Annotated in this window: 16 protein-coding genes and 1 pseudogene; 3 read left to right on the top strand and 14 right to left on the bottom strand. The window is 46.9% G+C overall.

Translation table 11 applies throughout. The features are described from left to right. Together Q0668_RS00380 and Q0668_RS00375 are read right to left on the bottom strand one after the other, a co-directional pair. Positions 1-1,137 (bottom strand): flagellar basal body P-ring protein FlgI (locus Q0668_RS00380; RefSeq protein WP_298858815.1); only part of this gene is annotated, 1,137 nt, incomplete at its 3' end. Between the two features lie 376 nt (positions 1,138-1,513). After that, on the bottom strand, positions 1,514-2,230 hold the full coding sequence (locus tag Q0668_RS00375; RefSeq protein WP_298858813.1) for a hypothetical protein: 717 nt from the start codon (positions 2,228-2,230) through the stop codon (positions 1,514-1,516). 255 nt (positions 2,231-2,485) lie between these two features. On the opposite strand from Q0668_RS00375, the gene Q0668_RS00370 reads away from it, so the two are divergent. Beyond that, positions 2,486-4,522 carry a prolyl oligopeptidase family serine peptidase gene (locus Q0668_RS00370; RefSeq protein WP_298858811.1) on the top strand — a complete coding sequence of 679 codons (2,037 nt, stop codon included), beginning with the start codon at positions 2,486-2,488 and terminating at the stop codon, positions 4,520-4,522. 97 nt (positions 4,523-4,619) lie between these two features. After that, entirely contained in the window at positions 4,620-5,792 is a 1,173-nt protein-coding gene (locus Q0668_RS00365) for a RidA family protein (RefSeq protein WP_298858809.1), read from the top strand. An 89-nt stretch (positions 5,793-5,881) separates the two neighbouring features. On the opposite strand, the gene Q0668_RS00360 is transcribed toward Q0668_RS00365, so the two are convergent. The 12 genes and pseudogenes from Q0668_RS00360 to coaD form a co-directional block, all read right to left on the bottom strand. Continuing rightward, positions 5,882-6,250 carry a hypothetical protein gene (locus Q0668_RS00360; RefSeq protein ID WP_298858807.1) on the bottom strand — a complete coding sequence of 123 codons (369 nt, stop codon included), beginning with the start codon at positions 6,248-6,250 and terminating at the stop codon, positions 5,882-5,884. A 305-nt stretch (positions 6,251-6,555) separates the two neighbouring features. Further along, positions 6,556-8,019, bottom strand: coding sequence for a DUF1501 domain-containing protein (locus tag Q0668_RS00355; protein WP_298858805.1), 1,464 nt, complete (start codon positions 8,017-8,019; stop codon positions 6,556-6,558). A gap of 64 nt (positions 8,020-8,083) precedes the next feature. Beyond that, positions 8,084-10,993, bottom strand: a complete 2,910-nt coding sequence (locus Q0668_RS00350) for a DUF1549 domain-containing protein (RefSeq protein ID WP_298858804.1) — start codon at positions 10,991-10,993, stop codon at positions 8,084-8,086. A gap of 411 nt (positions 10,994-11,404) precedes the next feature. Further along, positions 11,405-12,379 carry a DUF2262 domain-containing protein gene (locus tag Q0668_RS00345; protein WP_298858802.1) on the bottom strand — a complete coding sequence of 325 codons (975 nt, stop codon included), beginning with the start codon at positions 12,377-12,379 and terminating at the stop codon, positions 11,405-11,407. 222 nt (positions 12,380-12,601) lie between these two features. Then, a pseudogene (locus Q0668_RS25805) lies at positions 12,602-12,922 on the bottom strand (transposase); the annotation flags it as partial. A gap of 220 nt (positions 12,923-13,142) precedes the next feature. After that, on the bottom strand, positions 13,143-14,594 hold the full coding sequence (locus tag Q0668_RS00340; protein WP_298858800.1) for a DUF1501 domain-containing protein: 1,452 nt from the start codon (positions 14,592-14,594) through the stop codon (positions 13,143-13,145). Between the two features lie 41 nt (positions 14,595-14,635). Continuing rightward, the gene (locus tag Q0668_RS00335) at positions 14,636-17,863 is read right to left on the bottom strand and encodes a DUF1549 domain-containing protein (protein WP_298858798.1); all 3,228 of its coding nucleotides are present in this window, start codon (positions 17,861-17,863) and stop codon (positions 14,636-14,638) included. 79 nt (positions 17,864-17,942) lie between these two features. Beyond that, complete coding sequence (locus tag Q0668_RS00330; RefSeq protein ID WP_298858796.1) at positions 17,943-19,640, bottom strand: FecR domain-containing protein; 1,698 nt, start codon at positions 19,638-19,640, stop codon at positions 17,943-17,945. Continuing rightward, the gene (locus Q0668_RS00325) at positions 19,637-20,194 is read right to left on the bottom strand and encodes a sigma-70 family RNA polymerase sigma factor (RefSeq protein WP_298858794.1); all 558 of its coding nucleotides are present in this window, start codon (positions 20,192-20,194) and stop codon (positions 19,637-19,639) included. Before Q0668_RS00325 ends, Q0668_RS00330 begins: the two co-directional genes overlap by 4 nt. Before the next feature lie 302 nt (positions 20,195-20,496). Further along, positions 20,497-23,589: a PVC-type heme-binding CxxCH protein gene (locus Q0668_RS00320; RefSeq protein ID WP_298858792.1), complete on the bottom strand. Its 3,093-nt coding sequence runs from the start codon at positions 23,587-23,589 to the stop codon at positions 20,497-20,499. A gap of 251 nt (positions 23,590-23,840) precedes the next feature. Beyond that, positions 23,841-24,434, bottom strand: a complete 594-nt coding sequence (locus Q0668_RS00315) for a thioredoxin family protein (protein ID WP_298858790.1) — start codon at positions 24,432-24,434, stop codon at positions 23,841-23,843. A 49-nt stretch (positions 24,435-24,483) separates the two neighbouring features. Further along, the gene (gene coaD, locus Q0668_RS00310; RefSeq protein WP_298858788.1) at positions 24,484-25,008 is read right to left on the bottom strand and encodes a pantetheine-phosphate adenylyltransferase; all 525 of its coding nucleotides are present in this window, start codon (positions 25,006-25,008) and stop codon (positions 24,484-24,486) included. 285 nt (positions 25,009-25,293) lie between these two features. On the opposite strand from coaD, the gene Q0668_RS00305 reads away from it, so the two are divergent. Then, positions 25,294-26,228: alpha/beta hydrolase-fold protein (locus Q0668_RS00305; protein ID WP_298858786.1), on the top strand; the 935-nt coding region annotated here is incomplete at its 3' end.

The following is a 26,228-nucleotide window of genomic DNA, read 5'->3' as shown; positions in this document are numbered from 1 at the left end:
ACGAAATGCTGGTTCTTCTCTGGCAGCTTCTGCCAGATCCTTAAGACCCGATCCGTCATCCAGATAGGCGAGTGCCATGGCCGCATGAAAACGGATTTCCAACAGAGGACTTTTCAAAGCGGATTTCAAAATGGGAATCGATTTTTTACCAATCGCTTCTAACTGAATGGAAGCTTTTTCCGCACGCCCGGGCATCATGATTTCTTCCGTGAGTTTCTGCATGCGCACCCTTTGCGCTACATCGGTTTCACGGAAAGCAATATATCTTACGACTTGTAAATATCGTGAATCGTTGTGTTTATATCGGGGCTTCAGCTTCAAAACGACTTTTTTGTCTGTCTTAGCTTCTGCCAGTGGTTCTTCAATTCCATATTTATCAAAGTGGTGAAAACGACCGCCAATTCGATCAGCGATACGTTGGGCATTTCGAATACTTTTGAAATCGTTTCGCAGGTACAGGGCCAGATTCCGATCTTCGGTTACCGAAACGCCACCTGACAAAATTCGCCCACGACGCATGATGCCAGCGACTCCTTTTTTACGATTTGAGTCAGACATGGGGGGAATTAAAATCGCACCTTCTGCCTTGGCAAGAATATGGCCTTTCAAAAGCCCACGCCCTTGAATCATTGCCTGCTCTGCAAGGTAAGATTCCATTAACCAGCCTCCTTCAAGGCTGGTCGCATCACTACTGCCCGGCAGATAAACTTCTACGTCAAAGGTTTCTCCTTTGCGAATCAAAGGAGGGAGATAAGCTTTTACGATGACCAGCGCCGTCGAAGGACTTCGCAGAATGTGGTTTGGATTTTTCACATTGCGACGACGCATCTCACGCAGCAACGCTTCGCGGTGAACCGAGGGAGGCGGGTTGCCGCCCGTTCCCTTTAATCCGGTCACCAGGCCTACGCCTTGCAGTGCGATCAGATTTCTGCCAGTAATTTGCGTGTAGTCTCCGACGAAGGGAGTTTCCACTTTCGTCTCAAACTCATCTGAGATAGAAGTTTCTTCATCGGGACTTTGCGAACGTAACTTGGCAGGACTTAACCAGTTTCCCGGATTCAGATTGAGTTTCTGGCACCCCGAAAAGCCGGTTGTCAGCATGGTTACGATAATTAATAGATTGACAGAGTTTTTCACAGTACGACCCCGTTTGTGAGAAAGTAGTCTTTTCAGAATAGTAGTCCTCAACTGAAACCATTTCCGAACGCAATTTGACCATCAAGTAGCCAGGTGTTTTTAGAAACCTGCCTCTTTTCAGTAGAAACACTGAAATCGACCTGAGGAATCAAACATTGCCAGAACTGACAAAGCAGAAAACCTGAAGAGAATTGAGATTTGATTTGATTTGATTTTGAGAGAGAGATTAATGTGGGTCGGAAGCTTATCTCATCAAGAAAATGTGGTCAATAGCGTTTTCAGACTCCGTGAAAACCTGAAATTTCCGGACGGATCGCGATTGTGAATGTCGGTAAAGACCGATCAGGCAAGGGGATAAACATTACTTTACTGCAGATTAACTTTTCGCAGGGGCAAAGAGACCAGCTTTGGGACTGGAAAACGGATTCGTTTTAATCCGGTTATCAGAAAACGGACTTGGATCAAATTTATCAGATTGAGGAACTCCAAGCGTTTTCTGCGAATTGTATTTGGGTTGGGGGCTAAAAATATCATCTTGTTTAGTTGCCTTCCGCTCCGAGATTTCGACAGGGCCACTCGAATTGATCAACACCAAGTTTTGATCCTGAAATTGAATTTGAATCTCCGTGGCTTCCATGTGGGTCGTTTTTGGACCATTGTACCTGACCAGCAGAGCGTCCTGCTCTTCTCCCCCATTCAGTGTGAGCGACTTCGCGCCCAAATCTAATTTCGCTTCCATGGCCTTCGCACGTAGTCTGTCACCTTTGCTGACAATTTCGACATTGCCCTTCAGATCGAGAACCATGCTCGCTTTTTTTGAATATGTCAAATATGTCACATGAATGGAGTCCGCAGTCATCACCATCTCGTCAATTTTAATGCCAGACTGACCACGCAAGCTGATTTCGTGCTTACCATCGCGCTGAACCTTATAGTCAATTTCCTCCCCCTTTAATTCCATGCCTTGCAATTGGAGCGTATGAACCTCGACCGAGGCAGCTGCCTTCAGTTTTGGATCTGCCGCAAAACCAGAGGTAAGAAGCCAAAGAGAAATGACTGAAATCAGGCAGGCCGAAAATAATTTGTTGAACATGGTTTGTCTCCACTGGCAATAATCGAAAAAGTTCCAGATTCCGGGGCAAGCATTGGCAGTGTTCTAACAAACAGGTTTCAAACAGTCCATGCCAATCCTTGCTGAAATGGTCTCTTTGCTCGATCACGGAATATCTTTGCTGAAACAGTTTTCAAACCATTCCCATTGCGCCATGATATTAAGAACATCGATACTTGTGATCGTTTAAGAAGTTACAACATTCCTGATCATCAGAATTCCTGCGAGAAACCCCTTATGATTTTTCAACTTAAATTTATTGTCAAAACTACAATCGTATTCGCGCTGTGTGCGATAGCTTCCCCTGCCCTGCTACTGGCCGATGGGCCGGCCGACAACATACCTGATAAGGTTCGCAAAATTCCGGCGCTGGGAGTGGAAGTCCCCGAAAAACAAAAACAGCAGCTCCTGCAGGGAATGGCGAAACTGCAAGCGTCCCTTGATCAATTAAAGAAGAGCAAGGACTCCCGAATTCAGTCATTGATTCCGGATGTGGAAATCTATCATCGAGCCGTGCGGTGTGCGCTCGAATATCAGGAGTTCTTTCACGAGCGCGAAATTGGCAACGGGCTCAAGTTATTACAACAGGGCCAGGAACGTGCCGATCAGTTACTGAAAGGTGAAGCACCCTGGACTCAAAAAACGGGGCTGGTCGTTCGCGGTTATCTTTCGAAAATCGATCAGACCGTGCAGCCTTACAGTCTGGTCATTCCGGACAGCTATACTTTTGCAGGTAAAAGCGACTATCGGTGTGACCTCTGGTTTCACGGAAGAGGTGAACGCCTGAGTGAAGTCAACTTTATCAGTCAACAACAACGATCTCGCGGTCAGTATACTCCTGCCAACACGATTGTTCTCCATCCCTATGGCCGTTATTCCAACGCTTTCAAGTTCGCCGGTGAAGTGGATGTGCTGGAAGCATTGGAATCAACCAAACAGAATTATCGCATCGACGATGATCGCGTGTCCGTGCGTGGTTTTTCAATGGGGGGCGCTGCCTGCTGGCAGTTCGCCGTGCATTACTCTGATCGCTGGTTTGGCGCCAATCCGGGAGCCGGGTTCTCTGAAACGCCTCTGTTTCTGGATGTGTTCCAGAAAGAAACTTTGAATCCGACCTGGTATGAGAAGAAGTTGTGGCAATGGTATGACTGTCCTGGTTACGCGTTGAATCTGTTTCACTGCCCGACCGTCGCTTATAGCGGCGAGATTGACAGCCAGAAACAGGCCGCCGATGTGATGGAGATTGCTCTTAAAAAAGTGGGCATCGATATGGTGCATATTATTGGACCGAACACCGCACACCGGATTCACCCTGATTCCAAGATTCTCATCGAAAACAAAATGGACTCACTCGCAAAAGTGGGTCGCCAGCGCGTTCCCAGGTCCGTGCATCTGGTCGCCTATACTTTAAAATACAATCGCATGGCTTGGGTTACATTGGATGCGATGCACGAAGAATGGACGCAGGCTCAGATCGATGCCCGCCTGCATTCGCGCAATCGGGTTGATATCAAAACAAAAAACGTGACTGCATTTTCATTGAAGATGAACGCGGGAGAATCGCCGCTGGATATGATTCACCCGTTGATGGTTCAAGTCGATGGCGTCAAACTAGAAGCCCCCCGCCCTCTCTCTGATCGATCATGGCATGTTTCTTTCCATAAAACCGGTGATACATGGAAAGTCGGGCCTGCCGTTCATGAACCGGGGCAACTGGTCAAACGCCATAACCTGCAAGGCCCCATTGATGACGCCTTTATGGATTCCTTTATCTTCGTCTCCCCTTCTGGAACGTGTGCTTCACCTGTTGTTGACAAGTGGGTGAAGTCTGAAATGAAGCATGCCATTGTGCATTGGCGCCAGCAGTTTCGCGGCGATGCACGCGTGATGAAAGACTCCAGCATCACCGACAAAGAAATCGCATCCAGCAATCTGGTGCTATGGGGAGCTCCGGAAAGTAACACGCTCATTAAAATGATCGTCGGCAAATTACCTATTAAATGGAACCGTGATGAAATTATTGTGGGAGAACGACACTTCTCCGCCGCACATCATGCTCCGATTCTGATTTTCCCAAACCCGTTAAATCCGAAAAAATATGTGGTGCTCAACAGCGGATTTACCTATCGTGAATATGCTTATCTCAATAATGCCAGACAGGTTCCGATGCTGCCTGACTGGGCCATCATTGATTTACGGACTCCCGCAGGCTTTCAATATCCAGGAAAAGTTGTCGATGCTAATTTCTTTGACGAGAACTGGCGGTTAAAATAACAGACTCGGATTCCTGAACAGAATAACTCGGAATAAATCACCAATTGCTCCTCTAAGAAATGATAACTCTACTATGAAATATTTCATGAATACTCTGATGACAATACTTTTTCTGGGAATGACCGGCATGGTCTCTGCAGAAGTCACTTATCTAAAATCCTCGACTAAAACGGGGTCTTCACTCTGCGTGATTGTCAAAGATAATGTTTTGGCTCATACCTCTCAGATCACCGCCATTGATATCCACGGCGGTTTAGTTCCTCCTGCCAATGCCAGTGATCAAACCGCGAAGGTTCTTCAAAATTTGAATTACCTACTGAAAAAAGTAAACGGTAACCTGAAGCAATTGGTGAAATTAAATATCTATGTAACAAGTGCCGATCTGGTTCCGGAAGTCCAGAACAGAATCGCAAAGGAACTAAAAGGGAAGTCACAACCCGCGTGCATGTATGTTGTCACAAAACTCGCTACCCCGGGTGCTCTGGTTGCCCTTGATGCGGTCGCGGCAACTGGTTCTTCTCAAAAAATATCGAAAGCGAAAATTTTCAACGACGATGTTTCCGGATTTCGCGTTGCTCTGTTGCCAGCGGGGCGAACGGCTTATATCTCGGGTCAAGCGGTCAAAGCAGACACTCTGGCCGAATCTACGAAAAAGACGATGCAAGAACTTTTTGCGACGCTTAAGTACCTGGGAGGTTCTAAGGCAAATATCATCCAGATCAAAGCCTTCCTGACTCCCATGGATCAGGCGATTGAATCCAGTCAGGTCATTGATGGTTTTTTCCCCGTCGATCGAAAACCTCCGGTATCACAGGTCGAGTGGTTTTCTTCCCTGCCCATTGAAATTGAGATGATCGTTGCACTGCCGGGTGATACACCCGCAACACGACCGGAGGAGACAGTCGTCTATAAAACGCCGACCGGCATGAAAGCCTCGCCCGTTTTCAGCCGGACTGCTATCGCAGAAGTCAGTGACCGGATTTATGTATCGGGAATCACAGCGAAAAAGCCCGGCAAAAATAACGCACGTATTCGCAGTGCGTTCAATCAGCTAAAAGAGATTGTTGAAGAAGCCGGCAGTGACATGCGGCATCTGGTGAAAGCCACCTATTATGTGTCGGAAAATGAAATCAGCGGCGATTTCGGCAAGATTCGCAAAGACTATTATGACCCTCAGCGTCCGCCGGCTGCTTCCAAAGCGACGATTAAAAGCGTAGGAGTCCCCAATCGTGTTCTGGTGATCGATATGATTGCCGTGCCTTTGAAGTAGTATTGAATACTTACTTGATGAGAACAAAAAACGCCCTGGTTCAACAGGGCATTTTTTTATCGATATGGATCAGTCATTTGACTAATTGTTTACTTGCCGACATTCCAACCACCAACGGTAAGAATAACAGCAAAGAACATTAATATTGGAAACATCAAAAAGAAAAACAGGCCGATGGCGGATAACCATCCTACTACTTTCAGAGATTTGTATTTTTGATAAGCCTTGATCGTCCCGAACAACCATACGGCCAATTGAATAAAAGGAGGACAAGAAAATGCCATTCCCATCGGGACTGCTTTTGGCAGGATAAAGTTGATAAAAAGCAGTATTGCAATTGTTGCAGCACTTCCAATTGCTGAACCCCCCAATAGCCCCAACGACCAAAGGGTAACAACTCTAAAAAGCTGTGCATCCGCTTGTTTTCCTGCTTTTTCATTTTCTGGTTCTTGGCACATTAGAATTCATCTATAAGATTGGCAGAAGTATCTCGGACGAATAGCAAAATTAAAATCCGCACATTAGCTGATAGTAACCAGACCAGATTTTTATATTACAGAAATGAAATGTTTGCCTTAAGGTATTTGCATCACTTAAATTTTTGCCAAACGACGTCCATTCTAATTTTGAATCACGACTGAACGAATTGGCGCGCTGCTAAAGCAGGTTCAATACTTGGAAAGGCTACTCAAGTGTATACAATAAAAGTCTTGCTGCAACAGGACTTTTTTATCGATGTGAATTGGTTTATCACTACCTGAAATCAGGCAATGATATCATGCACGATGCGGTTGACCTGTCTGTCAATCAATGATTGTTCCGCACCGTTGCGTGTGAATGTCAGACGTTCTGCATCCATCCCAAACAGATGCATCAACGTCGCGTGGTAATCACTGGGGCTGACTTTATCTACGACAGCGTGATGACCGAACTCATCGGTGGCACCGTATGTCATGCCGCCTTTCAAACCCCCGCCGGCCAGCCACATGCTGAAGCCGTAAGTGTTATGATCTCGCCCCTGTTTCGCAATACCGGCATCGTTCTGAATCACGGGCAGCCGCCCCATTTCTCCGCCCCAATGCACGAGGGTTTCATCGAGCAAGCCACGCTGTTTGAGGTCTTTTACCAGACCAGCAGAAGGTACATCAACCCGTTTGCAGGTTCTGGGCAGTGCCGTCCGCATGCTGTTATGATGATCCCAATGCTGGTTGCCTGTCATAATTTGCACGAATCGCACACCACGTTCGATTAAACGGCGGGAAATCAGACAACGTTTTCCGAACTCAGCTGATTCTGGTACATCAATTCCATATAAGGCTTGCGTGGCTTTGGTTTCCTTGCTCAAGTCGAGGGCTTCCGTTGCCGCGGTCTGCATTTTGGCCGCCAGTTCATAGCTGGCGATACGGGCAGAAAGATCGTCTTCACCAGGATGCTGGCTGAGATGGCGTTGATTCAGTTTTACTAAAAAGTCGAGATATTTTTCCTGTGCTTTCCCACTTAGATGAGGGGGGGCATTGAGATTCAGAATCCGTGGTTCTTTGGGACGAATGACCGTTCCCTGATAGAGCGAAGGCAGCCAGCCATTGGTCCAGTTATTAACGCCTAGTACCGGCGCCCCGCCCGGATCTACCATCGCAATGTACGCGGGAAGATTTTCAGATTCGGATCCTAATCCGTAAGTCAACCAGCTGCCTAAAGTCGGACGTCCGGCCAGAATTCGGCCGGTATGCATCGCATAAATTGATTGACCATGATTATTCACACTGGTATGCATGGACCGCATGACCACAATATCATCGACCACTTCGCTTAAGCCGGGCAGCAATTCTGACAGTTCGGTACCACATTCGCCATGCTTGCTGAATTTCCAGGGAGAGCCGAGTACTGTGGAACTGGCCTGGGCGGCATTGTCGTACTTGATATCTCCCGGAAATTTTTTGCCATCATATTTCTGGAGCATGGGTTTGGGATCAAACATATCCAGATGGCTGGGGCCCCCCTGCATGAACATTGAGATCATGGCTTTTGCTTTGGGAGCATGGTGTGTTGGCTTCGGTATTAAATCAAAATGTTTATTCACCAGCTCCGGACGTATCGCGGGATCTTTAGCCAATAGGGGATCCTGTTTCAACAGCCAGGATAACGCCACAGAGCCGATGCCCATTGAACTTGACGCAAGAAAATGGCGTCTTGTGTGGGTGCCCGTTGTTTGTGTTTGATGAATCATAATTCGATACCGTTCTCGTATCAGTCGTCTAAAAAAATAAGATGTATTGAAATACGAAGTCTTGCTAATCCAGGTACAGGAATCCGTTACTGCTGAGAAGTGCCTGACAAAAAGTTGCCAGTGCCAATTGCTCAGGTGTTTTATTTGTTTTCACTTTTGTCGTTTTGAATTGTGCAATTTGCAGGTCAATAAATTCGACGGATTGTTTTAATTCTTCAGCGGAAGGTTCTTTTCCATAGCTGAGTATCCAGGCTAATTTGACCTGATCTGACTTATTTCCAGTACGTTCCTTTGCCAGTCGGTCAGCAAAATATGCGGCATGTTCCAGCATAAAACCACTGTTCATCATCAACAGAGATTGAGGCGCCACGGTTGAAGAAGCACGTTTTTCACAATTGGGTTCCATTTTCGGAGCATCAAACATATCGAGCACTGCCAGCGGTTTACTACGACTGACGGCAACATAAATACTGCGACGGAACTGGCGATCATCCATCTTCAGGGCTTTTTTCTGTCGACCGGCGGTATCAACATTGGCGATACCAACTACGATTTGCCCGACTTCGTCTTCCTTTACAGGAACCGGCTGGCCATACAAATCGGTTTTCAGTTTTCCTGTGACAGCAATGATCGAATCACGGATGGTTTCCGCTTCCAGACGACGTACAGGCATGCGACCATATAACAGATTATCAGGGTCCACCTGATCGTAATCGTTTGATCTCTGAGAACGTTGCATATACGCTGTTGAAGTCATCAGCATTTTATGCAGGCGTTTAATCTTCCAGCCATGCGCTACGAAATCATGTGACATCCAGTCTAATAATTCCAGATGAGTCGGCGGAATTCCCAGCTTTCCAAAGTCGGTGGGGGATGCCACGATTCCTTTACCGAAGTGATGCAACCAGACACGGTTGACAAAAACACGCGCCGTCAAAGGATGCTTGCCATTCGTTAAATAATTTATGTAGGCTAAACGACGCCCCGTGGTGGGAAGTGTTTTATTTTTCGATGGAATTTCAACAGACTGTTTCAGATTCGACTTGATCACAGATAACCCGGCAGGAAGCAGTTCATGTTTGGGCTGTTCGAAATCTCCTCGATTGAAAAAGAAGGTTTTAGGAACTTTGCCGGGCACTTCCGTTAGAACTCGAATAAATTCTTCTTTTGGTTTTTTGGTCCTGATCTTAGCCGCATCATCAGCGTATTTTTTCAAAACGGCCACTGTTTTGAGACCGGTCAGTCGCTTGGCTTCGTCCTTCAAGTGCTGTATCTGAGCGGCCCCTTTCGGATCGAACTTAGCAAGATTCGAAACCGAAACTAACAATGCAGGATAGGCGGCGATGATTTTCTTCTGTTCTTCAGTCCTTTTTTTCGCATCGGCTTTCTTTGCTGCCAACGCAATTTGTTTTTGTGCCTCCGGAATTTTACTGAGCGTTTCTTTTTCGATTTTTTCGACCAGCGTTTTTCCCAGCTCTTTGGATTCCTGGGTTGCTTTGGCGGACTGTTCCACCAGGGTTCGGTCATAAAGGTAGAGAGAACCGGCAGACAAGCGATCGATGCGTGGAAAGCTCTTGAGCAATGCAACCTGCTCTTTCGTTCGCTTTTTACTTACTGTTTTATAAGCAGCGCGAGTTAGTTCACGTTTTTCTTTCGGTACAACAAGCAGCTCCCGCTCCAATGTACGGTCGATAAATTTGTTAACGAGTTTCGTTCGCTCTGCTAATACTTTTTTTGCTTCCACTTCGAAGCCATTGGCGATTTTACGATCGGCGTCTGACATGATCGAGATGCGTCGGGACACCGGTGCCCGCCAGTTTTTCCAATCTAAAGCAGGTTCGAAGATTGCACGGAATCGATAGTAATCGTTTTGAGGAATCGGATCGTATTTATGATCGTGACACTGCGCACAGGCAACAGTCATTCCCAGAACCGATGAGGAAACGATATTAATCGTATCAGTGACAACCTGATTTTTAGCGACTTCTTTTTCAGCAGGATTGCTGCCTGTACCATCGGGGGCCATTCGTAAAAAGCCCGTTGCAACCAGCTTTTCCAAATCGGTCGGGTTGAGATTTTTATAAGGTGGTTTGACCATTTCGTCCCCGGCAATTTGTTCGCGGAGAAATTGATCATAGGGTTTATCTTCATTGAATGCACGAATCACATAATCTCGATATCGAAATGCCCAGGGACGTTCGGCATCTCTAGTGTTATAGCCTTCCGAGTCTGCATAGCCGGCTACATCCAACCAGTGACGGCCCCAACGTTCGCCATAATGTTTTGAAGCCAGCAGGCGGTCGATCAGTTTTTCATAGGCATTGGCGTTTGTGTCATCGAGAAACAGTTTCAGTTCTTCAGGAGTGGGAGGCAAACCAGTCAAATCATAAAACGCACGGCGTGCCAGTGATGTTTTTGATGCTTGAGAAGAAAAGCTGAGCCCTTGTGCTTCCAGCTTTGCTAAGAGAAAGGCATCAACGGGCTGTTTCACTCGCTTCGAATTTTTGACTTTAGGCACTGGGTAATTTTTTACAGGTTGGAATGACCAGAATGCCAGATCATCGGGTGCAAGATAGTCTGCCTCAATTTTTTCAGGTTCGGGGTGCAGTGTTTGTGCCCCCTGATCGATCCAGCGTTTGAGGATTTCAATTTCTGCCTGGGGCATATGTTTGTCTTCCGGAGGCATTTCGTGGGCCACCACGCGGGAAATCAACTCACTCTCGCCACTTTTACCGGGAACAATGGCTGGTCCGCTGTCGCCGCCTTTGACCATTAGACGCATGAGGCGCAAGTCGAGATTTCCCTCTTTGACGCCCACCTCGCCGTGACAATGCAAGCAGTGCACTTTCAGGATTTTTCGCACATCTTTTTCGAACGAGAGTGTGCCTGTTTTTTTAGCGGGATCCGCTGCTTGAGCGAGGCTCAGACAGAGAGAGAAAGAAAATGCATACGCAAGGAAAAGTCGCCCGATCATGGAAGAAGACTCTCTTGGTAATAGAATTAAGTGAGGACTATCCACTGGGATGGATAGTATTTATGGAGGGTTAAAAACACCTATACATTTTAAACAACATACGAAAGTGCTTATGTATTATAGTATCGGTTTTAAACCGGAGTGCAAGAGAGATAATTCAAACGAGTTTTTTTACGAAAAATAGCAATAAGAGCACGTTTATGCGAAAAACAACGACTAAAGGAATGCTTGGAATTCAAGTTTCATATATTTCACCTAAACTGTTAATAACAAGGAAGTTACTTAATACGGTGTGCTTTTTGCTTTTGACGGAGAGGAACCAGGTGTATCCTGTTACCGTCTGTTTTAGTAACGTGGACTTCCCAGCGTTGGACGATGGCCACCCGATCCAGTTCGGGATACGGACCACCACTAGCCATATAATACGAAGGTTACTTCGCCGCTGACATCCATATTCACAATAATCTTATGCCCGCCAAAGAGATCGCCGTCAGTGAAACACATCTCCCAGCTTTCTTCGCGATTGAGATTGATCGAATCTAATTGGATGCGGCGTTGGACTGCGGTGACAGACAATTCGCGGTCTTCAATCCACGCATCGTTGTAAAGTTCGGTGAGCTGGTGAGCGACTTCTTTCGTTGCGGGGACAACGCAAGCCAGGATTCTGGATAAATGTTTTTCGGCCCAGGACTCTGGACTATCTTCCTTCGGGGATTCAACGTCAATCTCGAGACGCTTTCTTTGAAATCTAATGACGCCGGTCCATTGTGCTCTCTTAGCGTTATACGAGAGTGGTTCGATCCACTTGAATCTCTTGGTTTGCTTTGTCAGTGGGACTTTCTCGGCCATTCGCTTTGTGGCTTCCTCGGCGGGAAGCGCAGCGTGTTGCATGGCCCCGAGATAGGGAAGCAACAGTTCGCTATTTGAATCTCGAGGTGTATCCAAAAATATTGAAATGATTTTTCCGTGATCAATTTCAGACTGCGGAATATACGAACGAAAACGGTCATGGGGATCGGCAAAGATGATTTGGTACTGATCGCGAGTGACTCCTTGTGCCAGGTTTATCTTCGTAAGCTTCAATTCTTCTTTGAGGTCGCCAGACGAAAGTTTGCGACCTCGCGGCGGTCGCCAGTGTTGATTATAGAGGTCTCCAAGAGCAAGCGCAATCGTAGACAAATCGCGGTCATGGTTGTCCATTGCTTTCAGAACCGAGCGTTCAATTTTTGTGACCAGGCGAGGTTGAGGAGAGTCCCCATTACGACCGCCTTTTGGATCAAAGCACTTGGATGCAACATCCACCGTTGAGCCTTGAAACTCAACCAACCCGACCCAGTCCCAGGACTTCTTGACAAACTTTAGCGACTGAATCCAGTTAACACTCATCGAAGATCACTCCAACGCTTCTATTTGGGGGAGATCAAATTGCTTCACACAAACCGGAATTTCCCATATAGGTTGAGTCTGGAATCGACCCAGACTCGCAACCTTCTCAATTATGATAACACCTCATCCTCGAGTCAAATGCGTGTGGATTTTTCGACATTTTTCCCGTCTATCCAGCCCGAGCGATCCGGGAACGGGTCCAATCAGAGCGTTTTCAAGCGGTCAGTGCTTTACATCGTAAGGCAGGGCCAACCGCCGCTGGAAGTTACCCAGGTTGTAAACCAACGCAAATAGTTGCAACCGCGTCTGATTGTCCTTGAACGTGCGGCAGGAAATTTTCGTGCATTTGATGGCATTCTTGCCTTCCTTGATCTATAGCTCAGCCGTACCGAGACCGTTGTAGAACTTCACGAGATTTTTCGGTTGCTTATTCAAGTTGGTCATGATGAACCCGACACGCGGAAACAAGTCTCCTTGATGCCACTTGATCTTGGCGACCGCGCGACGCGATCGCTGCCATAATTTTGCTTGATTTTGGAAGCAGTGATAGAAAAACTTCGGCTTGTGCGAAGATCATCCGACCGTCCGGCAGCAACTCCCGTCGCCAGAACTTAGCGCTGGCGTTGTTCCCTCAACTGAGCATTGCGTACTCCAAGTCGCAGAACTGATTGAACAGGAATAGCGGATGGTAGCATAGCCCTGTTTTTCATAAATCTCGTGCCAAATTCTCGGGAGTCAAATGGAAAATACAGGGCAATAAAAATCAGCCGGTCACCAGTTTTTTCATGAATTCACCTTCATTCAAAGTCGGTCGTTCAGGGCTGCCTTTATGGCGATATTCCAATTTCATATTACTCAGACCCATTAAGTGATAGATGCTGGTGTGAATATCACGCACGTGCATCCGGTCTTCGACGGCATAGAGACCCATATCATCGGTGCCACCAATTGTTTGCCCGCCTTTAACGCCTCCACCGGCCATCCACATGGTAAAGCCAGTGGGATTATGATCGCGGCCATCCCCTTTTTCACTCATCGGCGTGCGACCAAATTCACCGCCCCATACTACTAGCGTGGAATCTAACAGACCTCTCTGTTTGAGATCTTTCAACAGACCGGCGACGCATTTATCCATGCCCTGACAAAGCGCCGCGTGACGCTTTTCAATGCCGGAGTGAGAATCCCATTTGCTGCCCGTGCCGTTATAAAGCTGGATGAAGCGAACGCCCCGCTCTACCATTCTTCGCGCTAACAAACAATTGGTGCCATAAACTTTGGTCTCTTTCTGATCCATGCCATACAGTTCATACGTCTCTTTGGTTTCCTGAGTTAAATCGACGGCTTCGGGAGCAGCGGCCTGCATTCGAAAAGCCAATTCGTAAGATTCAATTCTTGCATCCAATTCGGACTGCTGTTTCCGCGACTGTGCGTGACGTTGATTCAGTGTTGCCAGCAGATCCAGTTTTCCCGCTTCCTGGGAAGCGAAAATATTTTCGGGCCGATACAGATTGGAAATCGGTTCTTTCCCTGAATTCAATCGTGTACCCTGATAGACGGCAGGAATGAAAGCGGTTCCCCAGTTGCGAGGTCCATTCACTGTGCTTCCGTTATTGTCCTGAATCACAACGAACGCGGGCAGACTTTCATTTTCTGTACCCAGACCATAGGTTACCCAGCTACCTAAAGAAGGGCGACCGGCGAGTGGAATGCATGTATTCATCTGGCAGACGCCGCCCGCATGATTGATTCCATTAGTCCAACAGCCACGCACCACAGCGATATCATCAACGCAGGTCGCGGTATGCGGCAGCCAATCGGAAACCCAGGTTCCTGCTTCACCATGCTGCTTCCATTTTCGTTTCGAAGCGAGCAGAGGTGAGTTGACTTCGCCCATTGCGGTAATCGGCCGCTTAAAACTTTCCGGCAGCGGAGTTCCTGCCAGTTTTTGTACTTCTGGCTTGGGATCAAACAGATCGATGTGGCTTGGTCCACCTTCCATGAACAGAAAGATCACACTTTTCGCCGTCGCCGGGAAGTGTGTTTGCTTTGCTGCCAGAGGTGACATCGGTTTGGCGCTAGTCTTGACTGCGGCCTGAGCCTGCTGTGCCATCATGGCATTCAAGGCAATACCACCGAAGCCAGCTCCTGCCTGTAAAAGCAGTTGCCGTCGATTGATGACCGATTCAGGAAATGCCTGAGTGGGTTGAATACTCATACTATTGTCTTTCGGCTATTACTATCGTGAGTCACACTTGATTAATCGAGGTAGAGAAATTCGTTGGAGTTCAATATCACATGACATAAATCTGCTAACGCCTGTTGGCGCGCGTCGTTTGCCACCGTTGATGAATTAGAGGGCAGGATGTGCAGCGCGTCAGCCACGCTGTTTTTTAGAAGTCCCTGTTTTGTATTAAATTGCCAGAAGCCAATTACTGAAGCGTGTGGCTTCCCGGAGGAATGAATCAACAGTTCTTCCTGGCTTAAAGCCGCGCGGGATAACCTGACGTCATCGAGCAGACCGTTCCATGTGCTACCTGTCGTTTTATCCCGGCCTCCGAGAACAAAGTCATTTTCAGGACGATAGTCGCTGATTACTTTATGTTTGACCGAGACGCGCTGCAGCGGTTTCTTTGAGAAAAGCTCTTTGACATAAAATTGAATTCCCGATTCACCGGTTTCAGTCATCTTAAGCGAGGCGGCAACATAATACGGCTTGTTCAGTTCCAGATGCAGATTGGAAGCAACGACTTCATAGGTGAGTTTACCCGCCTGATTGTTACCCACCAGTTGTAGAATCAGATTACGTGGTTTATAGGCTGATTTCTGGCTTGTGACACCAAACGACCATCCCCGCTGTTTGGGACTTCCCGTCCATTGTGAGGCAATCGTATTCACGGCGGCATTTTCATAGACAGAACCTAATTGCACATAAGCCTCAATCGTAAAATCCTGATCGGGAAGTGTTTTTGAGGCAGGAACGTGCAGATTTTTTAGCGTAGATCCTTTCCCAAGTTTAGCTGCTTCGCCAGTCGATTTTGTGATCTGGCCGATAAATGTTTTCTGCCGGCCAGCTGCTTCCGCTGCGATCCGTTTTTGTTGCGTTTTCAAAAAATCTGAATAGAGATCCACTTCTACCGGTTCTGGATCTTTACCAAACGTCATCTTATGGAGATAGGACACCATTTCTCGATCATCGGAAAATGACTTTGCCTTCATTGAACGTGCCATTGCGTTGGCACGTTTCAGAAACCAATCCCCATTAATCATCAGTAATGCCTGATTTGCCGTTGTGGTGACATCGCGTTGCGCGACACTTTTGATACCGCCGGGCAGATCAAAGGCTCCTAGAACCGGGTCTTGCACGTTGCGTTTCATAATTGTGTAAACACTACGTCGTGGTAGATTGGCACTGACGCTGGGTCCTCCCAGTTTTTGATCGAGTTCTCCGGAAAGGAAGAGTGCTGAATCCCGAATGTCTTCTGCATTGAGTCTGCGAATGTTGGCACGCCAATGCAGACGATTTTGGGGATCTTTGAGTTCTGCCTGTTTTGCAGCAGGATGAAAAGCGGCGAGTCGATATGTGGACGAGTTCATAATCAGGCGATGCAGTTTTTTAATACTCCAACCATTGTCCACAAAATAGGCTGTGAGCCAATCTAACAGTTCGGGATGACTGGGCGTTTCGCCCATATGTCCGAATTCGTTTGCCGTGGAAACCAGTCCCGTTGCAAAATGGTACTGCCAGACACGGTTTGCGATTACACGCGTTGTCAGTCGATTTTGTGGATTGACCATCCAGTTTGCTAACGCGGTGCGACGTCCTGAAGAATGTGGGGCAGTTGAAATGGGGACGATTTCCGCTTCGCCGGGCTTCAGAAGCGAAAGAAATCCGGGAACAATCGGCTTGCGATCGGGATCATCGGGAATGGTCGTAATCGGAAGCGCTCCCCGTGAATCGGTGACACTCATACCCGTCGGCAATGGTTTCGGTTTCAAATTATCAAAGGCAGCCAGTTCTTTGAGTAGTGCATTATATTTTTTACCGTTGGGTTTTTCGCTCTTCTTTAAAGTAGCAAGAGATGTGTTCTGCTTGATGACGACCTGTCTTTGCACGAGGTCTGCTAACTGGTGATCCAGGGCAGTCCGTTTCTCATCCGGTTTTGCCATGATTTCCTGCAGGTCAGCCGGAAACATCTTGATTTGACTTTGCGCTGCTTTTTCCAGTGTGTCGCGTGTTAACTCATCAATTTTCGCACGAATGTCTGCCGTCTTTTTTTCCCAGATTTCTAATTTCTGGTTGTACCCTGCCAACTCTTTCGGTGTCGCAAAGGGGACATCATCCCGCGGCATCAGAGGTGCAAAGAATGCCTGTAGACGGTAATAATCCTGGTGAGGAATCGGGTCAAACTTGTGATCGTGACACCGTGCACATCCCATGCTGACCCCCATAAAAACATCACCGGTGGCATCGGTGAGGTTATCCAGAATATCATTCCATTGGGTGCGTGAATCACGCTGGTTATACTCATAAAGATTGTGTCTTAGAAAGCCTGTTGCCGCTAATGCGTCAGGATCTTCGGGGGCAATTTCATCTCCGGCCAGTTGTTCTCTCACAAACTGTGAATAAGGTTTATCGTCATTGAAGGAACGAATGACATAGTCTCGATACCGCCAGATTTCCGGACGAAACGCATCCTGATTGAATCCGTCCGACTCGGCATAACGTACGACGTCGAGCCAGTGCCGGGCCCATTTCTCACCGTAATGAGGATTCTCCAGCAATTCATCAATTAGACGCGACCAGGCGTTAGGCGAGGTATCATTTACAAAGGCGTTGATTTGCTCCACAGTGGGAGGCAAGCCAATCAAATCGTAGTACGCACGCCTGATTAAAGTAGTACGGCTGGCTTCGTCAGCGGGGGTCAGCCCTGCTTTTTTCAGACGGTCATAGATAAAGGCATCCACGGGGTTTTTCGACCAATCAATTTGATCGACTTGAGGAACCTTGGTTGGTTTAACAGGCTGAAACGACCAGAAGTTACGATCTTCTTCTGTAAAAAAGTTCTCATTGTTTCTTTGTTTGATGACGTAGTTTTTATTTTCAGGCCAATAAGCGCCTGTATTGACCCAACGGGTTAAAACGGCGATTTCTTTGTCTTTCAATTTGTTTTCCGGCGGCATTTCAAAGGATTCAAAATTGATGGCATCTACCAGGAGGCTTTCGTTTGACTTGCCGGGCACGATCGCGGGACCACTTTCTCCTCCTTGAAGAATTGCTTTCAGAGAATCAAGACGCAACTCGCCTTTCTGCTTTTTCTCACCGTGACATTCTAGACAGTGCTTGATCAACAGCGGACGTACTTCCTTCTCAAAAAAATGAAGCTGCTTCACATTCGCGGGTGAATTGGCGTCTTTCACTTTTTCTGCTGCGCTCACCATATTGGTGGCAACCAAAAGAAACAGACTTACTATCAGGAGTCTCATGAATCAGGCCTTTTTTTATTAATCGATGCTGAAAAAAACAGATTTCTAATATCTGATTTCATCATACTCAGTATTGCTATTATTTGGCACGTTTTAAGGGAGGGAGACCGGCGATAAATACGGGGTCAATGATATCAGCGTTATCTTGCGCGTCCTGAAGAAATAAACCTTCAACCGTTTCCCCCTCTGCAAATCCCAGGTCAGACAGATCAATGCCCACAGCCAGTGCTTTGGCACCGACGATGTGCAGATTGCCGCCATTGCCCAGGGCTGTTTCCAACTCATTGAGAGAATTAATACCGGATTTTTGTTTATTATTAAAAATGTGTAACCAGAATTTCTCTAATGATTTTGCTTCCGGCGAAGCAAGATCGATATCAAACTGTTCAATTTTATGTGTTTTCCGTTTCGAGGTAAAAGGTAACGGAGTGGCGTAAAAGGCATCGCCGGCTGTGGTGTGAACAATGACCTGCAGATCAAACAGAACAATATCGGGGCCCGCATCATTAATGACGGGTTTGTGGAAACGAATCGCCATTCCCGGCGTATTGGGCTGATTCGGATCCTCGACTTCATTCATCACGGGTGGTGCGGTCAAAGGAGTGCCCGAACCAGAGGGATTCACAACGCCGGTCAACAGACTTCGATCCTGATCGAGCAGATGCCTGCGTAAGGTAAGGGGGTTACCATCAGTGGCAGGGTCAATGCCATCGTTTCTAGTCAGAAAGGAGCTGCCTTTGTAGTGAGTCAGTTCAATCCCGATCAAATCTTCGACCGTATATTGATACGCGGTCCCTCCTCTCTGGATCGTGACACTTGTGAGATCCTCTGCTTTGCGGCGAGGCCCCACAGTGGTCGTATAGGAAATCACCCGATCGGGTAATGTTGAAACATATTGATGGCTGTCAAAGGGAATTTGATCAACGACTAATCCGTTATTTGTGGTTAGGCGTTGTGCCATACCTTTGGTCAATCGTTTTGCAGCGACGCCGGTATTGTCATCCCGTTTAATCGGGCGGACATCCGTTTCGCCTTCGATGACTTGTACGTCGGTATTACCGGCTTCTGAAACATTGACCGAAAACCGAGTGCCATAATCGACTACGTTAGATAGTGGTGTTTCGACAGTGAAACCTTCTGCCCCTTCAGGAGCATAAACAGAACATGCACCGTAGCGGATCGCCAGATGTTCTTTTCCTCCACATTCAAAAACAGCCGGTCCCGTCAGAATGACCTCTGCACCATTAGAGAAAATAATTTGGAGCTGTCCTGCGGAGATGGCATACTCCTGAGAAGTTTCGATCGGCGAGCCTACCTTGAGAACAGGCGCACCGTCAGCAAAACGAACTGCCGCTGTTTGAGTTACTTCCGCAACAGAACTGTTCCTGGGAGGTATGCTAACTTGACCGATCTGCTCTGGTGAGGAAGGAATTTGATTGAGAAAAAGAAAGCCACCTACGATTGTGGCACAGATGGCCGTCACCATCAGCCAGAGAGATTGAGTTGTCGTAAACGAATTCTTCGAGGATACTTTCTCCTGGAAGGTTGGTATTGTCTGTGTGTGAAAATGAAAATCGATCTCGCTTTCAGGCTGTTCATCGTGCAATCGCTCAAGATTGAGATGCATATCCAGGTAGTTGAAATAATCCTGTCTAGCCTCGGCGTCTTCGGCGAGTATCTTCTCCAGCATGAGATGCTGTTCCCGCGTGATCGTCTCATTGCAGAGTGCCCCAAACAGATCATACAGATTTTCGTTCTGACTGTTCTGTTGAATCATTTTCCCTCTCCTGTAAATGACAAGGTGCGATCAATACAGTGAGTCAATTGACGACGAATCTGGTTGAGCCTGTTATATAATGTTTGAATGGCTGTCCCGGTTGCCTCGGCCACATCTTTGACCGGTAACTGACCGCGGTAGACCTGATCTACCAGTTTTTGGTCCTTCTCTTTCAGTTTTTGAATACAATCCTGTAAAGCAGAGGCTCGCTGGTTAAATTTAAGTTGCGGAATCTCTGCTCTGTCATCAGCCAGTTGCTGAATGACATCTTCCTGAAACTGTAATCTTTTTCGTTGCGCGACTCGAATAAAGTTTTTCACTTCATAGAATGCCACACCACAGGCCCAGGAAAAAAAACTGCAGGAATCATCATAATCGGAAAATTTTTTCCAGAGAATCAGACTCGTTCGCTGGAAAACGTCTTCTGCATCATCCCGGTTCGGCAGCAGGGAAAAGATATACGAATAGAGCTGATTCCGATGCTGAGTAAACACATGCAGAAACTGCATCTGTAAATCGTCGGGTAAGGCTGTAGATTCTTGATCGTTGCTCATAAACGACGTTATTCGTGCTTCTTAAAATGAAAGGAAGGCGCGACCTCAATACCAATAATCAAAGTCCCTCAATAAGCTATCGTACAAAATCTCAGCTATTTACTCCCAATTATACAAAATCAATTGATAAATCATTTAAATGTAATCGTTTGCGAATCATACGCCTATTTGAGCAAAAGTAAGGAATGTTCGGGCATGAGCCAATACATGGGAACATCCGTCAACTGTAACATAAACGGGAAACAACTCGGTATCTTCATACGAATGCGTATTCAAGCATGCCTTTCTACTTTTAATGACGGTTAGTTTTCCAACGTCAATAAAAATGCGATCAAGTCTGCCATCTCCTGCGCTTTGATTTTCTTTTCCAGACCTTCCGGCATCAATGATTTTCCCGAACTTTTAATCTCTTCGATATTCTCTCGCAAAATGGTAATCTCTTTGTTCTCTGCTTTTTTCACAGTAATACTGGATGGGGTCTCATTCACGATGATGCCGGTTTCGATCAATCCCGAATCTGTCACAACCACATACTCCAGAAAGTTTGGCGAAACTTCTTTATTAGGGTCCAGTACATGCACCAGAATTTCCGGCGCTGTTCTGTTTTTGATCGTGGCCAGATTGGGACCGACTTCATAACCTTCATTTCCCAGTTTATGACAGGTGAGACAATCACGCTTGAAGATTTTTTTCCCCTCGGCCAGATCAGTTTTTAATGAAAGTGCCGGCTGATATAGCGAGATGATTTCACGACGAGGACTGAGAATATCGCCGGCAAACAGTTTTGTGGCCTGCTTTTTGATTTCCGGATTTGTACTTTTCAGAAGGATCGTCCGTCTGACCTGGGGAATTTGACTGATGAAAACCGTTCTGTCGGAGATCGCGGCAAACAGTCTCAAAATCCAGCTTTGTCTTCTTAACAGACGATTCACAATTTCTGTTCTCACATTCGGCGTCAAAGCGGGATACCGTTTGAGTAACAGGTCTGCCACTTTCGAATCGGTAAAACTGGTCAACGCTTCCACTGTAGAAACTTGAATCTCTTGAGGTTCACGTGCATCCAACAGTGGCATGAGCGCTGCCTCAGCCGTCGGTAAATCGGTACAGCTCAATAATTCAATGGCCTGCTGCCGCTCTGCAATCGTCTTGTTTCGATTGATGACTGTCTGTTTCGATTGTTCGATTTGTTGACGTATCAATTTTGAGGAATCGGATGTTTCCTCTTTTGAGAATGTGAGAAGCGTTTTACCACCCCGTTTTAATCCCTGACCAATAGAGAGCACAACCAGGTTTTGAACATTGTCTGTTTTTTGAGTTTCATCGGGATAGCGATAGCGGGAAGCCAGTTCCAGAATTTTTTTTATTTCCGGATCCTGTTTTCGTGTGCCGATCACATTTGCAAGTTGGCTTAACAACTGCCTGGCTTCTAAGCTGGCGGCAAAATTAACATCCGCTAATAAGCTCTCTAAAAATTCCGCAGTCGATTCCGACAGTGAACTGAGAACGGCTGTCCGAATCCAGATGTCTCCATGATCGCGACGCGCAATTTGATACAAGGCATTCGCGACCTCGGGATTGTTGATTTCTCCTAAAGTGAATGCCGTTTGAAAGCGAACTCGCGGATCCTTGTCGGCAGCCAACGCCAGGACTTTGTTTCGCAATTTTTTGCTCTGTTCCAGTTTTGGCTCGGCAAGACGGACCGCAACGCGGCGGATTTCCGGCTCGCTGTCAATCAAAACGCGCTGTAAATTTTCATCAGTGAGTGCATTTAAACCTTGAAGTGACCAAAGTGCATGTAATCTGGCTAGCGGGGATGTGCTTTGTTTTAATAATTGATTCAGGAGTGGTACGGCTGACTGATCCTGTCGTTCGAAAATCAGTCGATGCGCTGTATCCCGCCACCAGACATTGGGATTTTCCAACTCGGCAACCAGTGTTTTGATATCTGCTGTGCCCAGACGCGGCTGTTTTGGTTTTTGATAACCGGCTGGATAGGCTGGGGGAACCATACGGTAAATTCGACCTCGATCCCGGCCGCTGGTCAGATCCAGATGTACTTTGATATCATCGGGGATTGACCAGGGATGTTCGATATTTTCGCGGTACATATCTAAAACGTGTAAAGTTCCATCGGGAGCGTTCAGAAAATTCACGGGGCGAAACCAGTTATCAGTCGAAGCTAAAAACTCAACATTTGCGTGTGCCCTTCTGGCTTTAAATGTAACACCATCTGGTGTCATCAGATACCGCATAACCAGATTTCCAGCCACCTCTCCGATGAAAGTATTGCCGTAATATTCTTCTGGATAAGCGGTTCCCCGATAAATGGTGACACCAGCGGAAGAGGTTACAAATCCGGTGGCATTTTTTTCGCTGCGCGGCGAGCGGGAAGTAGGATCAGACGCCAATCGTTTTGCATTGATGATTCTCCAGGGCTCGGGAGGGCTCGCGCGAAAAACGGAAACGGTATCGCCCGCATCGGCAGCATCATTAATGGCGGAAACGACCGGTAAATAGCGATTGCGCGCCAGATACTTTGTAGGGAGTACAATGTGCATCAGGGGATTGCGAATATTACAGATGAAACGGTTTCCCCAATCATCAAACGTATTGCCGAAACGCGCACCGCCGGAAATGACTTCGAAGGACTCTGTTCCCGCATCAAATCGAAAATCGCGGCGTCCCATATTAATGGGATCTGTTTTGGAGACACCACTGGCCCGGATGCTCCCTCCGTTACTGCCACCTGCACCATAAATCTGATGATCAAGGCCCCATTTGAGATTATTCATCACGGCCTGCACATTGAATTTGCGAAACCCGGTGAAGACTTTGCGTTTGATATCCGCTTTGTGATCCCCGTCTGTGTCTTTGAAGTACCAGATATCAGGTGTGGCAGAAACGTAGACGCCCCCTTTCCAGAATGCCAGACCTGTTGGCCAGGAAAGTTGATCAGCAAAAATGGTCGAGCGATCAAACTTTCCGTCGCCGTCCACATCTTCTAATACGCGCACTTTTCCGATGGGAGCCGATTTTTGTTCTGCCCAGGCTTCATCCAGCGACTTGTCTGTATAAGGGTAGTCATTCATTTCAATTACATAGGCCAGCCCATTTTCGTCATACTGCATCGCAACCGGATCCGTGACAAGAGGCTCCGCGGCCAATAGCTCCATACGAAAACCATTTTGCATACGGAACGATTTCAACGCTTTATCAGGAGACAGGGGATCCAATCGAGGCAGCACATCCGCCAATGACTTGGAAGACGCCTTCTTTTTCTCAACTGACTTTTTTTCAGCAGACTTTTTCTCAGCAGAATTGAGCTGTCCGGTCGAAGCGATGAGGGCTAGCACAGCCGAGAGCAATAAGGCCTGTTTAAAAATCAACTGTCTCATCAAAAATCCTCTTAGAAAAGATCGATTTCAGGAGTGGACCCACATATGTGATTATCTGATATTGTACCGAATATTGTACCGAATATTGTACCGGGTCACTTAAGGAAGGAATCTTGAATAATTGTAAATTGGCCTGTACTCATTCACAAGCGACAATCGGGAAATGCAAAGCGATTCGTTTTGGAGTGGATACAAAAAAACTCTCTTCACGCTTACGCAAAGAGAGTTTGAATTGTTGATCAAGCAAGTCGTTAGACTGCAGGCTGACCGGTGAAGTATTCTGGTTCTGCTCCTGCCTGCCATTTAATGTTGCAACCAATGCTCGGTTTCTGATTTTCGGTCACAGGGGCACCAGCCAGAACGGCATCGCAGGCCGCCCGTAGATCTGCACCGGTAATCGGTTTCTCATTTCCGGGACGACTATCGTCAAACTGTCCCCGATAGACCAGTTTTTGTTCCTGATCGAACAGAAAGAAATCCGGAGTGCAAGCGGCTTTGTACGCTTTCGCAACTTCCTGAGTGGCATCGTATAAATAAGGGAAGTGATAACCGGCGGCATTTGCTTCCTCTACCATTTTTTCCGGGCTGTCATCAGGGTGCGATTCGACATCATTCGAACTGATTCCCACGACCGCCATTCCCTTTGACATATATTCATCCGCAAACCTTGCCAATGCTTCGCGCAGATGGACTACAAACGGACAATGATTACACATAAAGATCATCAGTAAACCTTTGGTATCCTGAAAATCGCTGAGAGAGACACTTTTTCCATCGACATTTTTCAATGAAAATTCAGGGGCCTGGGTTCCTAAAGGTAACATTGTTGAAGCAGTTTTAACCATGGTATGCTCTCCTTGTTTTCCATCGACTAACAGCGTCGATTCAGATTTTCTATTGAGAATTTTTTAGATCAAATTTTTCGATTAAGGGGGCAACGACGCGTTGGGGAACGAAGTCCTTCAGTTTTTCTGCTGCGACATCGCCACCTAGTTGTGCAATTTGTTTGATTAACGAGCTGGAAATATGTGTGTATTTTTCGCTGGCCATCAGGAAAACGGTTTCGATATCGGACGCCAGCGTTCTGTTCGCCAGTGACATGGTGAATTCCGCTTCGACATCGGTTAAAGTTCGAAGTCCTCGAAGCATAACGCCGCCGCCACACTCGCGCACAAAGTTCACCGCTAAACCCTTAAATGATTTGACTTCGACATTGGGAAAAGCAGACAGAAGTTCTTCCAGCATCTGCAGTCGCTCTTCAGCTGAGAATAAAGGCTTCTTATCCGGATTGATCCCCACGCCCACTGTGATCTTGGAGTAAATCTCTGCTCCGCGCCCGACAATATCGAGATGCCCGAGCGTAGGAGGGTCAAAACTACCAACATAAACAGCATGTTGTCGGTTGAGAGTATTCGTCACAAAACTGCCTTTCTCGCAAAATTCCTGCCAACTTGATTTTTCATTGTAACTGGAATCCTGTTCGATCCAAACGGACAGAATCCAATTTCTAAGATGAATCGTAAGATTTGCACACTGGTCGCAGAAGTGAGGTTCCATGAGTGAATTGCAAAATCACCTGCCTCGTAGTGTAATAGGTATAGATAAATTTTGTTTCCCGATAGATGTGAAGCAGACTCTCAATTGATCATCTATTAATCGACCACTCAAATTCGTTAACATCTCTATTTTCAGGAGCATCGTCGAATGCGATTTTCTGTTTGTCGCTCAACAATTCAAACGGCATCTTTCGGATTGATGCTGCTATTCATCATCAGTTCCGTGTCTGCAGCGCCCCAAAATCTGGCGGATGTTTCGAAGCTGTTAAAACAACCAACAAATAAAGAGAACCAGAAGCAGGTCCTTGATTTCTTTCAGAAACGTTATCAGAAAGAAAAAGATTTATCAAAAGGCGTGCATCGGCACTTACTCGAAAAAACTGACGATGGCGGCGGTTATGCAGGCTGGTTTTTAAAAGCTGACCCAGAAGCGAACGTGATTATCTACGCCGAAAAGAATCGTGAATGGCCTATGATTGCATTGGGAGATTCGGGCTACTTTGCGCGAGTGGAACGGTTTCCTAATTTTTCTGCAGCCCATTATCGGTATAGCATCAATGGTCGCCGCCTGCCTGTTGGCAGATTTAATCGTTTTGGCTTTGAAAGCTACGAGTGGAAACCGGAAAGCCTGAGACAAAAGGGAGTGCCTCAGGGAAAACTGATTTCCATGCCTGCCTTTAAAAGCACACGTCAATATCCGGGAACCGTCAGGGACTGGTGGGTCTATGTGCCGGCTCAATATTCCAAGACAAGTGGACCCGCGAAACTAATTGTTTTCACCGATGGGAAAGGCTACTGTCACGGCGATGGGAATGCCACGATTGTCCTCGACAACCTGATCCACGCCAAAAAAGTTCCGGTTTCCATCGCGGTTTTCATCAATCCCGGAGTCTTTCCTGCTGGTTCCAAAGGGAAACAGGAATTTCGGAACCGCAGTAACGAGTATGATACCTGTACGGCTCAATACGCTACTTTTCTGGACGAAGAGATGTTACCCGTGATTCGCAAACAGTATCGCATTTCCGATAAACCGGAAGACCATGTGATATGCGGTGCCTCATCCGGGGGAAGTTGTGCGTTTAC

Origin of the sequence: uncultured Gimesia sp. (assembly GCF_937910335.1) — a bacterium.
Lineage (GTDB): Bacteria > Planctomycetota > Planctomycetia > Planctomycetales > Planctomycetaceae > Gimesia.
The sequence above is the reverse complement of the archived record's forward strand: the minus strand, read 5'-3'. Positions and strand labels throughout refer to the sequence as shown.

Coding starts and splice junctions, on each gene's coding strand:
- Q0668_RS00320 (WP_298858792.1), bottom strand. CDS start 23,589: ATGAGACAGTTGATTTTTAAACAGGCCTTATTGCTCTCGGCTGTGCTA.
- Q0668_RS00365 (WP_298858809.1), top strand. CDS start 4,620: ATGACAATACTTTTTCTGGGAATGACCGGCATGGTCTCTGCAGAAGTC.
- Q0668_RS00355 (WP_298858805.1), bottom strand. CDS start 8,019: ATGATTCATCAAACACAAACAACGGGCACCCACACAAGACGCCATTTT.
- Q0668_RS00345 (WP_298858802.1), bottom strand. CDS start 12,379: ATGAGTGTTAACTGGATTCAGTCGCTAAAGTTTGTCAAGAAGTCCTGG.
- Q0668_RS00335 (WP_298858798.1), bottom strand. CDS start 17,863: ATGAGACTCCTGATAGTAAGTCTGTTTCTTTTGGTTGCCACCAATATG.
- Q0668_RS00350 (WP_298858804.1), bottom strand. CDS start 10,993: ATGATCGGGCGACTTTTCCTTGCGTATGCATTTTCTTTCTCTCTCTGT.
- Q0668_RS00340 (WP_298858800.1), bottom strand. CDS start 14,594: ATGAGTATTCAACCCACTCAGGCATTTCCTGAATCGGTCATCAATCGA.
- Q0668_RS00330 (WP_298858796.1), bottom strand. CDS start 19,640: ATGATTCAACAGAACAGTCAGAACGAAAATCTGTATGATCTGTTTGGG.
- Q0668_RS00325 (WP_298858794.1), bottom strand. CDS start 20,194: ATGAGCAACGATCAAGAATCTACAGCCTTACCCGACGATTTACAGATG.
- Q0668_RS00375 (WP_298858813.1), bottom strand. CDS start 2,230: ATGTTCAACAAATTATTTTCGGCCTGCCTGATTTCAGTCATTTCTCTT.
- Q0668_RS00315 (WP_298858790.1), bottom strand. CDS start 24,434: ATGGTTAAAACTGCTTCAACAATGTTACCTTTAGGAACCCAGGCCCCT.
- Q0668_RS00370 (WP_298858811.1), top strand. CDS start 2,486: ATGATTTTTCAACTTAAATTTATTGTCAAAACTACAATCGTATTCGCG.
- Q0668_RS00360 (WP_298858807.1), bottom strand. CDS start 6,250: ATGTGCCAAGAACCAGAAAATGAAAAAGCAGGAAAACAAGCGGATGCA.